At 62.2% G+C, this 18,046-nt stretch carries 8 protein-coding genes; all 8 read right to left on the bottom strand.

The window, feature by feature from the left end; all coding sequences use genetic code 11:
• Position 1: 1 nt before the first annotated feature.
• A complete protein-coding gene (locus RX328_RS15825) occupies positions 2–9,742 on the bottom strand; it encodes a non-ribosomal peptide synthetase (RefSeq protein ID WP_213251527.1) in 9,741 nt (3,246 codons plus the stop codon).
• A gap of 54 nt (positions 9,743–9,796) precedes the next feature.
• Positions 9,797–10,765 (bottom strand): TauD/TfdA family dioxygenase, encoded by a 969-nt coding sequence (locus tag RX328_RS15820; RefSeq protein ID WP_213251528.1) that lies wholly within the window; start codon positions 10,763–10,765, stop codon positions 9,797–9,799.
• Complete coding sequence (locus RX328_RS15815) at positions 10,734–11,489, bottom strand: thioesterase II family protein (protein WP_213251529.1); 756 nt, start codon at positions 11,487–11,489, stop codon at positions 10,734–10,736. Before RX328_RS15815 ends, RX328_RS15820 begins: the two co-directional genes overlap by 32 nt.
• Positions 11,490–11,511: 22 nt before the next feature.
• Positions 11,512–11,739, bottom strand: a complete 228-nt coding sequence (locus tag RX328_RS15810; RefSeq protein WP_213251530.1) for an MbtH family protein — start codon at positions 11,737–11,739, stop codon at positions 11,512–11,514.
• A 382-nt stretch (positions 11,740–12,121) separates the two neighbouring features.
• Positions 12,122–14,440, bottom strand: coding sequence for a TonB-dependent receptor (locus RX328_RS15805; protein ID WP_213251531.1), 2,319 nt, complete (start codon positions 14,438–14,440; stop codon positions 12,122–12,124).
• A gap of 271 nt (positions 14,441–14,711) precedes the next feature.
• On the bottom strand, positions 14,712–15,860 hold the full coding sequence (locus RX328_RS15800; protein WP_213251532.1) for an amidohydrolase: 1,149 nt from the start codon (positions 15,858–15,860) through the stop codon (positions 14,712–14,714).
• A gap of 365 nt (positions 15,861–16,225) precedes the next feature.
• On the bottom strand, positions 16,226–16,543 hold the full coding sequence (locus tag RX328_RS15795) for a hypothetical protein (RefSeq protein WP_213251533.1): 318 nt from the start codon (positions 16,541–16,543) through the stop codon (positions 16,226–16,228).
• Between the two features lie 695 nt (positions 16,544–17,238).
• The gene (locus tag RX328_RS15790; protein WP_213251534.1) at positions 17,239–18,045 is read right to left on the bottom strand and encodes an enoyl-CoA hydratase/isomerase family protein; all 807 of its coding nucleotides are present in this window, start codon (positions 18,043–18,045) and stop codon (positions 17,239–17,241) included.
• Position 18,046 lies beyond the last annotated feature (1 nt).

Genomic DNA, 18,046 nt, shown 5'->3' with positions numbered 1-18,046 from the left:
TTCACTGCCCCGCCGCGATCAGATCCTGGAGTTCATCTGCATGGAACGCCTGCTCGATCAGCCTGATCGACACGACGCGCGCGAATGACGCGAGGTCGGGATGAATGAACAGATCTGAAACCGGGATCGACACGCCGATCTCCTGCGACACGCGGCTGAGCACCCGCACCGCCAGCAGTGAGTGTCCTCCGAGCTCGAAGAAGTGATCGTTACGTCCGACCTGGCTGACACCGAGCAGTTCGGCCCAGATCTTCGCCAGCGCGATCTCGATTTCGTCCTCGGGCGCTTCATAGAAGCGGCGGGCCTGAGCATCCTCGTGCGGCGACGGCAAAGCCCGACGGTCGATCTTGCCATTGGGGGTCAGCGGCAATTGCTCGAGCACCATGATCGTCGACGGCACCATGTAATCAGGCAGAGTGGCCGACAGCGCATCGCGCAAGGCGCGGCCATCAAGCGTCGGCTCGCCGCTCGCATAGGCGATCAATTGACGCCCGGTCCTGCTCTCGTGTGCCACCACGGCGGCGGCGCGCACGCCGCGCTGCTCGAGCAGGCGCGCCTCGATCTCTCCCAGTTCGATACGGAAGCCGCGGATCTTCACCTGCTGGTCCGCGCGGCCGACATACTCGATCACGCCGTCCGCCCGCCACCGCACAAGATCGCCGGTCCGGTAGAGACGCGCGCCGCACCCGTCGAACGGATCCGGGACAAACCGTTCCGCCGTCAGCGCACCCCGGTTCAGATAGCCTCGCGCCAGCCCAACACCGCCGATGAACAGCTCGCCGGTGACACCGACGGGTGCGACGTTGAGATCGGCGTCGAGAATGTAGGCGGACCTGATACCAACGGGCCGTCCGATCGGCGCCGGCTGGCCCGGCGTCAATGCGGCGTCGTCGACGAGCCACGCTGTCGGCGCGATCACCGTTTCGGTCGGGCCGTAGGCGTTGACCAGAAGGTCTATGTCGGCGGCCTGGCGGAGCGCCTTGATTCCGCTATCCGACCAGGCCTCGCCGCCGACAATGCACGCCCTGATCGCAAGCCGGCGCCCACTCTGCCGCAACGCTGCACTCAATTGATCCGCATACGCTGGCGGCAGAAAGATCGTCGAGACCGAGTTTCTCGCAATCTCATCGACGAGGTCGTCGATCAGCAGGCCTGGCCTGGACGGCAGCACGAGCGAGCCGCCCGTCATCAGCGGCACCAGCCAGCGCTCGTGGGCAATGTCGAAACTGATCGATGCCGACTGGAATTCCCGGTCGCGCGACGTCATGCGGTACAGCCGACCGATCGCCTCGCAATGCATGGCCAGCGGCCCGTGCGTTACAGCCACGCCCTTCGGGATCCCGGTCGAACCCGACGTGTAGATCACATACGCCAGGCTATCCGGATGGATCTCGAAATTCAGATTGGCTGCATCGTCGCCGACGGGCCGCTGCGGCTCATCGATGCACCAGGCCTCGACGCCGGTCTCGCGCAGCACCGGCGCGAGAGGTTCGAGCAGCGCGCTTTGCGTCAATACCAGTGTCGCCGCGCTGTCGCGCAGCATGTAGGCGAGCCGCTCGGCCGGGTAATTCGGATCGAGCGGAAGATAGGCGCCGCCTGCTTTCAGAACAGCCAGCAGCGCGACCATCATTTCAGGGCTGCGCGCCAAGGCGATGCCGATCAGGCGATCCGGACCGGCGTCGAAGTGACGGAGCCGCCCCGCAAGCTGGTTGGCCCGGGCATTCAACTCGCCATAGCTCAGGCGCTGGTCGCCCCACACAATCGCAAGGGCAGAAGGCGCCCGCGCGGCTTGCGCCTCGATATGCGCGACGACGCCGACATATGAAGCGCCTGTCGCCAAGCGACCGGCGCCGCTCCATTCCAGGATCCGCCGAGCCTCGTCACCGGCGGATAATCCGAGATCGCCGATCGGTCGCTCCGCATTGGCGGCGATCCGCTCCAGCAATCCGTGCAGGATGTCACGAAGGCGCCGGACGGCACCCTCGTCAAAGCGGGCGCGGTCGTAGTTGAACTCGAGATCGAGCCGTTCGCTTCCGGCGAATACGGCAACCGCCAGCGCATAATTTGTCGGCGTCACATGTTGCACCCATCCCAGGCGCGGGCCGCTCTCCCCCGTCCGCCGCAGCGCCTCATCGATCGGATAGTTTTCGAACACCAGAATGCTGTCGAACAGCGCCCGCCCGGCCTGGCCGGCAAGGCGCTGGATTTCGTAGAGCGGCGTCCAGCCATGCTCGCGCAAGGCCAGGTTCTGCTCCTGCAACTGACGCAGCCACTCACTGACTCGCACTTGCGGGCTCGGCGCGTCGACAATCGGCAGCGTATTGATGAAGAGGCCCACCATCTCCTCGGAGCCCGGCAGGTCTGCCGGACGGCCCGACACGGTCACCCCGAAACAGACGGCGGCCTGCCCCGAATGCCGCCGCAACAACTGCGCCCACGCGGCCTGAACGAGCGTATTGAGCGTCACCCGCTCGCGCTTCGCAAATGCCTTCATGCGTTCGGTCAGCTCCGGATTCGCGGAAAGCGCAATGCTGGCGTGTCCCTCCCCCGATGCATTATTCGTAACCGGCGCATTCGCCAGCAGGATCGGCGCTTCGAGCCCTGCCAAAGCGTCGCGCCAGAATTTTTCGGCGCCTGCGTGATCGCGGCCCTGCAGCCAGGCAATGTAGTCGCGATAGCTGCCCTGTACAGCTGGCAGTGTGCCGCCGCTCACATGCTGCAGCACCTCCGCCACCAGCCGCGCCGAGCTCCAGCCGTCGACAAAGATGTGATGATGGGTCCAGATCAGCCAGTGACGCTTGTCGTCGAGCCGGATCAACCGCACCCGCTGCAACGGCGACTGAGAGACGTCGAAGCCGTTCTCGCGCTCGCGCCGCGACGCGTCCGCCAGCGCGGCATCCAATTCAGCTCGTCCGCCGTTGCGTTCCAGCGCTGCCGTCCGGCTGCGCCAATCCTCTTCGACGAACGGTACCCTCACATGACGGTGCACGACCTGCTGGGCCGCGCCTGACAAGGGCTGCCAGACAAAGCCGGTCCGCAAGGCGGCGTGCCGGTCGCTCACCGCTTGCCACGCGGCTCGAAGCCTGTCGGCATCGAAGCCGAATAGCTCAAGCCCGACCTGATTCACATAAGCATCATTGTCGCCATCCCGAACCGCGTGGAACAGCATGCCCTGCTGCATCGGCGACAGCGGATAGATGTCCTCGATGCTGCGGAGATCAAAAGTCGTCGCCAACCGATCGAGATCGGCCTGATCGAGCCCGGACAAAGCGACGTCCGAAGGCGTGAGACCAAACGCGCCGCCGCAGCAATGCGCCACCAGTTCGCGCAGCGCCGCTTCGTAAAGCTTCGCCAGCCGCTCGACCGTCTCTCGCCGGTAGCGCTTGCGTCCATATCCGAAGGACAAATGCAAACGTCCCTCGCGCACCAACCCGGTGATGTTCAGCCATCCCCGCAACGGAGCGGTGGCGCTGCGCGACGCAGCTGCGTTCTCGGGCGCGAATCCGAAGAGCGAGGAAGCCCCCACGTTGCCGTCGAAGCGGCCGAGATAGTTGAAGACGACCTGCGGCTCCGCCAGTCGCGCCAGCGCGCTGCGCTGGTCCTCGGAACCGAGATAGCGCAACACGCCGTAGCCAAGCCCGCGGTTCGGAATCGCGCGAAGCCTTTCCTTGACGGTCTTGATCAGGGAGGCGTCGTCGCCCGACCCGCCGGGGAGTCGCACCGGGAAGGCCGTCGTGAACCACCCGACCGTGCGGGAAATATCCGCTCCGGGAAAGATGTCCTCGCGGCCATGGCCCTCGAGCTCGACCGTGACACCGTCGCGCTGGCTCCAGCGCGACACGGCACGCGCCAGACTCGCCAGCATCAGATCGTTGACCTGCGTCCGATAGGCGGAGGACGCCTCCTGCAGCAGCCTCGACGTCACTTCGGTATCGAACACCAGTGACACCTCTTCGCCGTCACCGACGCGATCGATGCCGCCATGATCATCGTCGCATGGCAGGCTTGGACCCGCCGCACAACCGAGCCAGAACGGCAGTTCGTCAGCAAGCTCCCTGGTCGTCCCGTAGGAATGCAACCGCTCGCCCCAGGACGCATAGGACTCGCTCTTCGGCGGCAGCGTCACGACGGCGCCTTGCTTCAATTGGTCGTAAGCTGAAGCCAGGTCTTCGAGCAGGACACGCCAGGATACGCCGTCGACAACCAAATGGTGGATCACGATCAGCAGCCGCTGGCTGCTGTCCGCAAGATCCATCGCAACCGCACGCAGCAAGGGGCCCGAGGACAGCGACAGGCTTTCCTGCGCGGCCGATGCAATCGCGGTGACCTCTGTCGCATCTTCGACATCGGTACGAATCCACAGCAATTCCGACGGAGCGCCCTGCTCTGCCTGCCAGGCGCCGTCAACTTGCTTGAACTGCAGGCGCAACGCATCGTGGTGATCGACGATTGCCATGAGCGCACGCCGCAGTGTCTCCCAGTCCATCCGCGCTTGCGGCACCAGCAGCACTGACTGGTTCCAATGGTTCCGGTTGCCGATGTCTTCGCCGAAAAAGCGGGTCAGAATTGGCAGCAAATGACGCATGCCGGTGGCCGCATTGGTCGATGCCTTTGCGGCCGAACGCTCCTTCCTTGCCGCAGGTGCCGTCGCGACGGCGGCGACGGCTGCTAATCCGGCCACGGTCTGTTGGCCGAAGACCTGCTTCGGCGTCAGGCGAATGCCGCGCTTGCGCAGGCGTGCAATAATCTGCAGGCTGAGAATGGAATCGCCGCCAAGCTCGAAGAAATTGTCATTGCGGCCGATGCGTTCGCGACCGAGCACCTCGCGCCACACCGCCGCAATCTGTTCCTCGGTTTCTCCAAGCGGCACGGAATAGTTCGTGGCAACGACATCTGCAGCCGGATCCGGTAGCGCCTTGCGGTCGACCTTGCCGTTTGGCGTCAGCGGCAGGCGCTGCAGAATAATAGTATGCGACGGCAACATGTATTCCGGCACCACCGCCGCCAATTGCTGCTTGATTGCATCCGGCTTCGGCGTGACGCCCATCGCGGGCACGCAGTACGCAACGAGCTCCTGGCGTTCGGCGCTGTCGCCGAAGGCGCGCGCGATAACCACCGCGTCATCGATCCCCTGCAGCGCCTTGATCGCGCGCCCGACCTCGCCTAGCTCGATGCGATAGCCGCGTAGCTTGATCTGATCATCGCCACGGCCGACGAATATCAGCCGGCCGGCTCGATCGCAGCGAACGCGATCGCCGGTCCGGTACAACCGCTCTCCGGCCGGCCCAAACGGGTCCGGCACGAAGCGCTCGGCGGTCAAGCCGGCCTCGCCAAGATAGCCCCGCGCGACGCCGGCGCCTCCAATGTAGAGTTCGCCGGATACGCCGATCGGAACCTCGTTGAGCGCATCATCCAGAACATGGGCACGCAGATTGGCGATCGGCAGGCCAATGGGAATCGCGCCTGTCTCGCCTGCTGGCCCACATTCATGCGTGACTGCGCCGATTGTCGTTTCCGTCGGTCCGTAGTGATTCAGAATTCGGCATTGCGGCCGCAACTGCCGGATCTCGTTCAACAGCGCGGGATCGCTGGCCTCGCCACCGAGGATCAGCGCATCGCTGGGCAGGAGATCGGCCGAGCGTGACGCCTTGAGCAGCCCGCGCAGATGGCTGGGCACGATCTTGAGAATACCGACTTCGCCGTCCCGCATGGCTTTCGCGAACGCATCCGCATCGAACACCACTTCGGGCGGCAGCAGATGCAGCGTCGCGCCGGAGGCGAGCGCGCCAAACAGGACGGTGTGGCCGAGATCCGCCGCCACGGTCGAGACCATCGCCATGCTCGCCAAATGCTGCGGCTGCAGGCGCTGCAGCAGGGCCTGCACATAGTTGGCCAACGCGCCGTGCGAAACGGCGACACCCTTCGGCGTTCCGGTCGATCCGGAGGTATAGATGACGTAAGCGGTCTGCGCCGGATGGATCACATTGTCGGGCGGCACGCTTGATGTTTCCTCGCGCGCAGCTTCGGCTTCCGCATCGAGCACAGCGCAATCGAGTGCACGCGCTTCGGCCAGCTTATCGCCCGCCGCCAGCACGATTTCGATGCCGCCATCCTTCAGGATGCGGCTGATGCGCTCCAGCGGCCACTTCGGATCAAGCGGCACATAGGCGCCGCCCGCCTTCAGCACACCAAGCAGCGCGATGACAAATGCCGGCGAGCGCTCGATCCAGAGCGCAACCGGCACCTCGCGCGTCACCCCCTTGCCTGCAAGCATGTGAGCTACTCGGTTCGATTTCCGCTCCAGCTCGGTGAACGTCAGCGTCTCGCTGCCGCATCGGATGGCGACGGCGGCCTGGCGATCGGCCGTTGACGCGCGATGAAGACCAACGACATCGGTGAATCCGAATACGGCTGTCTCGCTCGGCACCGCCTGCCGGTTCGCATCGTCGATGACGAAGTCCGAAATCCGCCGCTCCGCATCTTCGGCGATCTGGCGCAGCATCGAACCGAACTGCGCCGCCAGCCGCGCAATCGTCGGGGAATCGAACAGGTCGGTGGCGTAGTTGAATGTCGCCTTCATGCTGCCAACGCCATCGACGACATCAAGCGCAAGATCGAAATGCGATCCCGCGAGGTCCATGATGTCGACCTCGGCGGTGAGCCCTTCGACGCCGTCGAACCCGCGCGGCGCTGTCATGTAATTGAACTTGGCCTGGAACAGCGGATTGTGCCCACCGTTTCGTTCAGGGCGCAGCCCGTCGACTAGCATTTCGAACGGCAGATCCTGATGCGACAGCGCCTCGATCACCGCGTCCTTGACCTGCCGGAGCAGGTTCGGGAAAGTCGCTTCATCGGCAATCTCGGCACGCAGCACCAGCGTGTTGACGAAGCAGCCAATCAGCCGCTCGAGCTGCGCGTGACGGCGTCCCGCTACCGGCACGCCGATGCGCAAATCGCTCTGCCCCGTATAGCGATACAACAGCGCCTGATATGCCCCGAGCAGCAACATGAAAACGCTCACGCGATATTTTGCGGCGATCTCCCGCAATCGAGCGGCCAGCGCGCCGTCGATGGCAAGGCCGATCGTATCGCCGGCATGACTTTGCGTTGCCAGACGCGGCCGGTCATGTTGCAGCGCCAGCACCGGGTGCGCATCACCCAGCTTTGCGCGCCAATAGGCGAGTTGCCGATCTCTCTCGCCACCTGCGAGCCAGTTTCGCTGCCAGACGGCGAAGTCCGCATACTGCATCATCGGCACCGGCGGCCGGCCTGCGTCGTGCCCGATGCCGTTGCGGTAGAGTCCCGCCAGCTCTTCGAGCATCACATCGAGCGACCATCCATCGACAACGATGTGGTGGGCAAGCAGCAGCAGTTCGTGCGCATCATCTGCGACCTGAAGCAGCACCGCCCGCAATAGCGGCCCATTGACAAGGTCGAACGGCTTGCCGAGTTCGGACCGTCTGACCTCCGCCGCATGCTCCTTGGAACGCCCCCGGAGATCCTCGTGCCTGATATCGACGCTTAGGGCATTGTGAATAATCTGCCTTGCCCGACCATCTGTTGCGACGAACGTTGTGCGCAGCACCTCATGACGCTGAACGATTTCCGCAATCGCCTGCGACAAGGCCGTATGGTCGAGCTTGCCCTTGAGCCGGATCGTGCTCGCGACCGTATAGGCGGTGCCGCCGGGGTCCAGATTCCAGAGAAACCACAGCCGCTCCTGAGCATGGGACAAGGTGGCGCGGTCGGCCAGCGCGGCCCGCTGGATCGGAGGAAGTGCCCTCTTCACGCCGTCGCGCAGCAGGGCCTCGATATGATCCGCGAATGCTGCAAGCTTCGGCGCGTCGAAAAAGCTGCGCAGTTCCAACTCGACGCCGAAGCGTTCACGGACAGCGGCGGCGATCTGTCCGGCCGTGATCGAGTTTCCGCCCAGCACGAAGAAATCATCCTCGCGATGCACCGCCTGGACGCCAAGCGCCTCGCACCAGATCGGTGCCAGCGCGCGATCGGTGTCGGTCGCGGGCGCCGTCAGTAGCGCGCCGTCGCGGCGTCGTCCTCGCTCAAAGACCATAAAGCTGTCGAGCGTGTTGTTGGCCCAGCCGGCGGCGCAGGCGGAGCGCTGCAGTTTTCCGCTCGTCGTCAGCGGCATCGCTTGCGGATTCAGCAGGACGATCACGGCCGGATATTCCTGCACCTGCCGAAGCACGGCCTCGCCGATCGCGTGGGCGAGAACTTCGGGATCGCTGCGCTTGAGAACGGTGCGGCTGAACTCTGCCGCGACGCCGATGCTTTCCCGTCCATCGATCTCGACCGCAAACGCGGCAACCCGTCCGCTGCGGACGGATTCGACCTCGGCCTCGACCGCCTGCTCGACGTCAGTCGGATATACGTTCTGCCCGCGAACGATCAGCAGGTCCTTGAGCCGGCCCGTCACGATCAGCGTACCATCCTGAATGAAACCGAGATCTCCGGTACGCAGCCAGCGCGCGCCGTCACGCTCGACGAAGGCTTTTTGCGTGGCCTCAGGATTATTCCAGTATCGTCGCGCGACACTGGGGCCGGCGACCCAGATCTCGCCGACTTCGTCAGCCGGTGCTGCAGCCGATCCATCAATGCGCATGATGCGCGTGACGTGATCGGCGACCGTCCGGCCGCACGCCACCAGATCAGTGCCTTGGTCGGCGGTTGCGACGCGCCCTGCCGCAAGCGCTGCCGTATCGAGCGTATGGCTGACCGTCTCGGTGGTGAGCTCACCGGCCGTCACCAGCAGCGTCGCCTCGGCCAGACCGTAACAGGCGGTCAACGCGCATCGATTGAACCCCGCCCGCTCGAACCGCTCCCCGAACCTGCGCAGCGTGGTCTCGCGCACAAACTCCGAGCCGGAGAATGCGAACTTCCAGCGGCTGAGGTCGAGCCGGTCGATCGTTTCGTCGGAAATGCGGTCGGCACACAGCGCGAAGGCGAAATCAGGTCCACCACTCATCGTGCCGCCGTGACGATCGATGGCCTCAAGCCAGCGTCGCGGCCGCTCGAGAAAATTCCGTGGCGACATCAGGACGGCGGTAAAGCCGGTAAACAGCGGATTCAACAACCCGCCGATCAGTCCCATGTCGTGATAAAGCGGCAGCCAACTCACGAAGACGTCGTCGAGCGCCCCTCGGGCCACCGCCTCGATGGCCTTCTCATTGGCCGTCAGGTTAGCGTGCGAGACGCAGACGCCTTTCGGCTGCGAGGTCGATCCCGATGTGTACTGCAAGAAGGCAACCGCATCTGCCTCCGGCCTCGTCTCACGCCACTCCGCTGCAAACTCCGCCGGTATCGCATCTACTGCGATGATCTCTACGTTTGGCAGCTCGGGAAGTGCCGCTTTCACCGCACCAAGCAGCGTGGTTTCGGTCAGTACGAAGCGAGGCGTCGCGTCACGCAGAATGCCGTTGAGACGCCCTGCATAGCGCTCGGCGCCTCCTTCCGGCGGATAGGCCGGGACGGCGATCACGCCCGAATACAGGCAGGCATAGAATGCCACGGCATAGTCGAGGCCGCTGGGCAGAAGGATAATCGCGCGCTCGCCCGCGCCGCCCAACTGCTGCAGCCGGGCTGCGACGGATCGAATCCGGGCGTCGAGACCGGCAAACGTCAACTCTTCGGCGACGCTGTCTCCCTCCAGGAAGCGCAACGCGATCCCGTCCGGGCGTAACGCGGCATGGCACCTTAGTCGTTCGACGAGGTTGTCTCTGTACATCTGTTCGAATCCAGTCCGCGCGCGACGACTATTCCCGCCGCCCGAAAATGCCGATCAGCCCTGCCGATGCGCTTCCGCCATGGCAACGATCACCTTGCGGGGCCCCTTGAACGGCGCGCGCGCATGCGCGGTGAGCATATTGTCAAGCATCACGACATCGCCGGCCTGCCAGGGAAAGCTGATCTTGTGCGTTTCGAGAACATTGCGGACGGTGGCGAGCGTCTCGTCATCGATCGGCGAACCGTCGCCGTAGAAGACGTTACGCGGCAGTTCAGTCTCGTCGCCGACCACGTCGAGCAGACTCTCGCGCACTTCCGGCTCGAGGTTGGAGACGTGAAACAAATGGGCCTGATTGAACCAGACCCACTCTCCCGTTACCGGATGCCGCGCCGTCCCCTGACAGATCTGGCGCGTGCGAAGCTCGCCGTCTTCCTTCCATTCGCATTCGATGTCGTGCCCGGCGCAGTAGACCTCGACCTCCGCCTTGGACTCCGTGCCGAACACCTGCTGCCAGTCGACGTCGAGCCCGTTGCCGTAGTTCCGCACATACATCACGCCCTTCTCGGCGAAGCGCTCCCGAATGTCCGGCGGCATGTCGCGATAGATGGCGCGGCTGTCGGCGATCGGCGTTTCGCCACCCTCCTGCGCCGGCTGCATGCAGTAGAACCAGATCTTCATCGGCCAATCGCGCGTATAGGCCTGCTCGTTGTGCAGCGGGATATGCTGGTGCGGCGGGTATTCCGTGGACGTGTAGACGCCGGAGGTAACCTGCGAGCGTGGCGTCGATCCAAACTCGTAGGTGAGCAGCGGATGACCGAAGTCGGCCGCGAACGCCCGGAAGGCATCAGGACCGTCGAGCGAGAAGTCGCGAAACACGATGCCCCCGCAATCAGTCAAATGCCGGTCGATGGTATCGCGCAGCACGGGAAGCACCGCGCCGAGCGGCTGCCCGGCCTTGTCAGCCCTCAGCAACAGCGGAAGAGTCTTGCCTTCAATGAGTGGCTGGACGGAGAATGCGCTCATGATCCTCGCTCCGATGCGAACCAATCGATCGTCCCGACCGTCGGGCCAGGGCCGATCCGATCAGGCCGAGCAGTTCGGCTTGCTGCGTGTGAATGAAGAAGTGATGGCCCGGCAGCACGTCGAGCGTGAATTCCACGGACGTTTCCTGCCGCCAGGCTTGTAGCGATTCGCGGCTGGTCTCGTCGTCGGCGCCGCCGAAGACGTGCACGGGACACGACAACGGATGCCGCCGTCGATAGACATAGGCGCCGCACATCAAAAAATCGGCGCGGAGCACCGGCAATGCCGACCGCATCAGCTCCGCATTCGACAGCGCCTCATCCGGCGTGCCCTGCAGATCGCGGAGCTCCTTCAGCAACGCCTCGTCGCTCAATGGCAGACGCCATTTGCTACCGTCTCGAACGGCCGGCGCATCGGCGCCCGAGGCAAAGAGAATAGCCGGAGCAGGCGCGCCACGATCACGCAGGAAATGCGCGAGTTCGAACGCAATCAGTGCGCCGAGGCTATGTCCAAACAGCGCATAGGGCACATCAAGCTGGGCGTGAAGTTCTGCAGCGAGCTGCCATGCAAGCGCGTGCGGGTCGGTCGCCAGCGGCTCGTCCATGCGCGCGCCGCGCCCCGGCCATTCTACCGGCCGGACATCGATCCATGACGGCAGGAGCTTGCGCCACCGCGCATAGAACATGGCGCTGCCGCCGGAGTAAGGCAGACAAAGAAGCCGCATCGGAAGACAAGGCTCCGTTGGCTTAAGCCGACTGCTGCGGCGCTGTCTCGTCCATGAATTTGCGCAAGCTGAGCGGGCGCATGTCGGTCCACACCTGTTCGATGTGTTCAAGACATTCCTTCTTGCTGCCCGTCTTGCCCACCGCTTTCCAGCCGCCCGGAATTTCCTTGAACGTCGGCCAGATGGAGTATTGCTCTTCGTGATTGATAACGACGGTGAAGGTGACGTCGTCTCTGTCGAACACCATCATGGTTCGGTCCCTTCTGAGAAAACGAAAGCAATGGCGTTTTGACTAGGTCAGAAGCAAATGAGGGTCAAAGCAATATCGACGACGAAGTTTTTAATAGCTCCAAGTTGGCGATCGCGTGACACGATGCAACCTCCGCGCTTGCGAGCCGGTGTGCATGACAAGTGACGGATTGGCAAAGCCATACGCACTTTCTTTCAATTCTAGCTCGCCAGGCGGGAACCTTTTTCGGTTTTCGAATCGCACGTTCAACGTCCGATGATTTTTCATCGCGTTGTCATCAGTTTCGATCAGTCAGTTTTGCGACACCATCAGATCAAAGAAATGCCGCCGCGGATGAGATCCGCGGCGGCAGGTGTTTCAGATGATGAGAACGGCGCAGCGTTCAGAAGTTGAACGTCGTCGACAAGAGATAGGTGCGCGGGGCAGCAAGCGTGATCACGCCGCTGTAGGCCGAGGCCCAATAGGCTTCGTTGAAGACGTTCTCGATGTTGGCGCGGACCACGATCGGCTTTCCGTTCCAGGGCGAGGTGAAGGTGTATCGCGCTCCGATGTCGACCCGCGTCCACTCCGGCAGCGAGAGCGTGTTGGTAATATTGACATATTGCGAACTGGTATAAATGACCCTCGCCGAGAGCGTCAGGTCACGCATGAACGGCGTATCCCACTCCGCTCCGATATTGGCGGTGATTGCCGGAACGCCTACCGCCGTCCGGCCGTCAGTGGCACCATTGGGCGTCTTGATCTGTTTGCCATCGATCAACGCGACACCGCCGAGCAACCGAATCGCAGGCGTGACTTCGCCGAACACATTGAGTTCGACGCCCCGATTGCGCTGCCTTCCGTTAAGCTGCTGGGACGGAGGGATCCCCGTCGCCACCGTGATGATGCTCGGCTGTTCGATATCGAACACGCTCATGGTCGTCGTCAGACGGCCCGTATCGATCTTCACGCCCGCTTCAGCCTGCTGGGTCTGCCCCGGCGGGAATACAGTCCCGGGATTGGAAAACCCCGGACCCACGACATGCGGCGTCTGGAGTCCTTCGATATAATTTGCGTATAGCGAAATGTTCTCGACCGGCTTGACGACAAGGGCGTAAGCCGGGGTCCACACGGTTTCATCCTGAAAAGGATGGCTTAAACTGGGCGCAAGGATATTCGTCACCTCGCTTCCGGCCGTCTGACGACGAACACCGACCGTCAACTGAATGCGATTATTTAGCATCGACATGGTATCGGAAAAGCCGATGCTTTGGAGATTTACGTTGGTATTTTGTCTTAGAGTTGGGACATTCAAGTTCGGACGGGGGACATTCGTCGGCGGAGTATAGAGGTTCCAGGCAATTAGCCCTGCCGAACTCAGGACACTCTGATCATAGGTTCGGTCATTGATCGAATAGTTCATGTTCAGAGCATGATTTATCGGGCCGGTGTCGATCGACGCGCGCACGCCCGCTTCTCCCGCAAAGGTCTCGAACGTCTCATGCCCAAGCCCCGGACGCCCCACCAGAGCTCCGGTAGCGCTGGTAATGTTGGGTGAAGGATAAGTGTAGTCGATCTTGCTGTCATGATAACCAAACGAGGCATACGCGGTCATCCAGTCAGTCACGTCCACTTCACCTTTTACGGTGGTGAAGAAGTCCTTCGGCTTATAGTAGGCCCACGGCACCTGGAAATTAGTTCCGGCTTTCGGCGGCGCAGGGATGGAGGTGAGACCTGGGCCAATTCCAAAGAAGCGTAGCGGAGGAGTCAAATTGTCGGCTTGATAACCGACATCGACTGCCATGCGCGCGTTCTCGCCCCGGTAGTCGAGGCCGAGGACGACGTTGCCGAACTCATCGGTCTGACGGTCCCACGGTGTATTGCCGTTCGAATAGGTGCTGTTAACCCGAACGCCCCATTCCTTGTGCTCGCCGTAGCGCCGGCTGACGTCGATATTGCCGCCAAACTGCGATTTGGAAACGTACGTGCTCGTCAACCGTGTAATGTCGATGTCGGGAGCATGCTTGGTGATGAGGTTGATGCTGCCGCCGACGGCACCGCCACTTGCAACACCGGTGCCGCCAGTGGTCATGCCGTTAAGCACGGCGCTCGGGCCCTTCAATACTTCGACGCGCTCGATGAAGTTCGCCCCGATGGAATAGTACGGCGCGATCCCGTACAGACCGTTTAGCCCATAGTCGCCGCTGTCGTAATAGAAGCCGCGAACGAACAGACTGTCGGCGCCGCCGCCGGCGGCCTGGATGACCCGCACGGAGGGATCATTCATCAGAACGTCGCGGATGGTTCGGGCCTGTTGATTCGCGATCAACTCCGCCGTGTAGCTGGTTTGGTTGAACGGGGTATCCATCACGCCGCGATTGCCGAGAAGTCCGAGACTCCCGCCCGTCGCCACCTGTCCGCCAGCATATGCAGGCGGCACTGTACCAACGGTGCCCCTCGAAGGCACCACATACGGAACCGGTTCGACGCGACGCGGCGCCGGCGCAGCGACGCGCCGTTGCACGCGCGACGTCGACGTTTGCGTTCTCCGTGCTGCTGCGGGGCGCGCTCGTTGCTGGCTTGGAGCATCGACGGTGACGGGCGGCAAATTCTGCGCGAATGCGCTCGAGCCGCCGGCAAAATCCAGAGAGAGCGCAAGATAGCTCACCGCTCCCAGCGAAACAGCGCGCGCAACATTTCTGGCAGCGACTTGATACGTCATACTTCCACCCAAAGCCCACAAGCAGGTCCCGGCTCGTTCTAACTTCTGAGGTGGAAACGGCGAGTAGAAGCCATCTAAGGTAATGAAGCGTGCACATAACGGATTGCGTTAGTGGCGATGAGGCAACACCGCGCGCTTTTCGAATCGCTCTAAACCGTATGAAGTTTTTAAGCGTTCTAATTTGTGAGGTGAACGCGAAGTCGAATGCAGCGCTCGGCCGAGTCGTGATGTTTTGCTGTGCAGCGATATCTGGAAATTGATTCGCGCCACATCAACTCAGCAGATTGCGCAATGCGCGGATGAAGACCCGCGAGCCGACTTCGATCAACTCGTCCGGAAAATCATAATCCGGCGCATGCAGGCCGGCATGATCCCGACCCGCGCCCAGGAAAAGCATCGCAGACTTTGCTTGTTGGTTGAACAGACCGAAATCCTCGGAGCCGCGCAGCGGCAGCCCCCGCGCGGAGTGCTCGATGCCTTCGGCATCAAGCGCGTTCTTCAGATGAATGACGGCTTCCGGCGCGTTCATGCAATGAGCGAATATGTCACGATAGGCGATCTCTACTTTCAGCCGCTCGTCTTCCGCAACGCGCCGAACCAAATTCTCGGCCTGCAAGCGGATGCTTTCCATCTTGGCATCCGTCAGCGTTCTGAGCGTCAACCAAAGCTCGGCATGACCCGGCGAGATTCCAAACGCCGGCTCGCCCAGCCGGGCGTGGGTGACCGTGACCATCGAGAATTCGCTAGTCAGCTCGCCGCCCTGCCCCAGCGCAGGGATTTCGTTCAGCAGCCGGACCATGGCTCCTTGCGGCGAAACGCCGAGCTCCGGATTCGACGCGTGCGCCGTTCGGCCGACCAATGCGATCTGCATGCCGCGCGAGGCGCAATTGACCAGGCCTTCTGCGATGGCAACCTCGCCCAGCGCAAGGCCCGGCAGATTGTGCAGGGAAAACACCAAATCCGGCTGGAGCAGCTGAAATTTTTTGTCGGCAAGGACAGAAGCCGCGCCCGATCCATCCTCTTCAGCGGGCTGGAACAGCAACACCGCCCGCCCGCAGCGCGGACGCGTTCGGCCGAGATCGCGCGCCACCGCTGCGAGGATCGTCATGTGCCCGTCATGGCCGCAGAGATGCGCTTTTCCCGGCACCTCGGACCGATGCGGAATCGCGGATGTCTCTTGAATCGGCAATCCGTCCAGTTCTGCCCGAAGCATGATCGTCGGGCCGGGCGTACTCCCGTCATAGATCCCGGCCACGCCATGCCCGCCCAATTCCGTAATGACCTTGTCAGCCCCGGCCGCCCTGAGAAACGCTTGCACGGTTTGCGCGGTCTCCTTCTCCTGCCCCGACAGCTCCGGCCTGCGGTGCAGTTCGCGGCGCCAGGCAACCAATTCGGGCAGATCCTGTTCGAGCGAGACCATGAGCTATCCCCGAGTACGTGACCGTCCAGACGATATGGCGGACGTTGAAAAATTCATCGATCATACGCAATCGGATTCAATCTCCCTTTCGAGATGTTCCAAAACCACTCAGTCCGCCTCCCGGTGAGAAGCCGACGGCAGGCTGCTCCCGTCACTTCGCTCCGGACTTTTTGGAATCGCAACATGTTGTGATAACCGCGAACTCGAGCGGCCTCGATCCGCGGCGATCGGGAATATTGACCATGATGGAGGAGAGCGCGGCATAAGCCGTCAAACCATTGCGCAGGGAATGCCGGGATGCTCCGGCTGTACCTGTATGCCCCGTGTGCATTTCCTTCCCATGTCGGCACACGAGACCGCGGGTGCTAGCCGGCACCCGGCATTCCCTGCACCTCCATTTCGAGGGCGAGACTGGCAAGCCCCGGACGCGCCATGCGCCGCGGGAACGCGGGTCTGTGTTCGACTTTGGAAGGGAATCGGCGGTTGACTCGGGAACCGCCAGCAATCAGAAAAAGCCCTGAAAAATGAATGGCAAGAATAATTGGCAAGAAATAGTTGGCAGGAATAATTGGTCGGAGTGGCAGGATTCGAACCTGCGACCCCTGCGTCCCGAACGCAGTGAACATCTTCCAAGTTATTGATTTTTCTTTCTGTGACGTGCCTTTCCGTCCGGTTTTGTTCACGGTCGTTTCACCCAATTCGTTGCGATTTCGTTGCGGCCTTCTTGAACAAGAACGAGACCCGCTGAGGAATTGGGATCTTCGGATGCGGGCCTGGACTGGACTCCAGGTTCGCCGACCAAGCGGCTTTTTTCCAATGGCTGCGTTCCGAATGACCAACCCGATACCGACGCAAGAACTTGATGTTCGTAAACAATGTTGGCTTGAGCGAACCTTCGAATGGCGGAATAAAAACCCGGTGAATTCGCGAGTAAAATCAACGAGCCTTCTGAATTTTCGCCTTGGGTTCACCCATTGACAGCATTAGTGAATTTCCAGTGTTCAGAATGCCGCGATCCCGAATCGCGTGCGTGAGGAACGGGCGCCGAAGTTAGAGAAGCGGCGTCGTTGGATCGAAACTTGCTCAGCCACAACTCGGACTTGTAGGATGATTGGCTCAGTGGCTGTCGGGGGTTCGAGTCACGGGAACGCTATCGCCTTTCCCCACACCAACTAGACCTACGGTATCTTATCCAATCCTTCGCATGAGGCGGTTCAAGAGTCCCGCAGCGAACCCATGTTACACCGTTACCGAAGCGTTAGCTGCAACGCGGTATGACCGCGCTGCCATCCTGTTCTTGTTGAGGCCAGGCTTGAGTCGCCCCGATGAGACCGGCCGCGGTGCCATCTGCAGTGTCGCTAGTTCCGGTTGCCTCTCGTCAGCGCCCGGCGAATTTCGGCGGACGCTTGGCGTTAAAGGCTTCGACGCCTTCCTTGAAGTCCTCGGATTGGCGCAGGCGGCTGTAGCAGTGCCCTTCGAGTTCGATGGCGATCGAAAGCGTCGAATCTTCCGTATCATTCAAGAGCTTCTTCGCGGTGCGCTGGGCCAGCGGCGAGAAGGTGCGGAGCTCGTCAACGAGCTTATCTGTCGCCTTCTCTAGCTCACCATCGGGCACGCATTCGGTCGCAATCCCCCATTCCAGCGCCTGCTTTGCTGGGATGCGCTTGGAGCGCATCACGATGTCCTTCGTACGTGTAATGCCGACCATCTTCTGCAGACGTGCGGACCCGCCCGACCCCGGGATTTGCCCAAGCTTCTGCTCCGGCAGGGCATATTGCGTGGTCTCGGAGGCGATGCGGAAGTCACAGGCGAGCGACAGCTCGAAACCGACGCCGAAGCAATAGCCGCGGTTGGCCACGATCACCGGCTTGGCGCAGCGCGCGGGCGCTGCGATATTCCAGGCCAGTTTTGACACATGCTCGGGGCTCGCTTCCATGAAGCCGCCGATATTACCGCCACTGGAGAAATGCTCGCCTTCGGCCCGCAGCACGATGACACGAACACGCGGATCTTCGTCGAGCGTCTCGAAGGTCAGCCGCAGTTGGTCGCGCTGCGGCATCGCAACGACGTTATAGGGCGGTCGGCCAAGGATAATGTCGGCGCGTTCGCGCTGCTCATCGAGCTCGACCTTGAATCCGTCGAGTTTGGCGAGGCGAGGATCGGTAAAAGTGTAGGATGACGGCATT

This window comes from Bradyrhizobium sp. sBnM-33, from assembly GCF_032917945.1.
Taxonomy (GTDB): Bacteria; Pseudomonadota; Alphaproteobacteria; order Rhizobiales; family Xanthobacteraceae; genus Bradyrhizobium.
The sequence above is the reverse complement of the archived record's forward strand: the minus strand, read 5'-3'. Positions and strand labels throughout refer to the sequence as shown.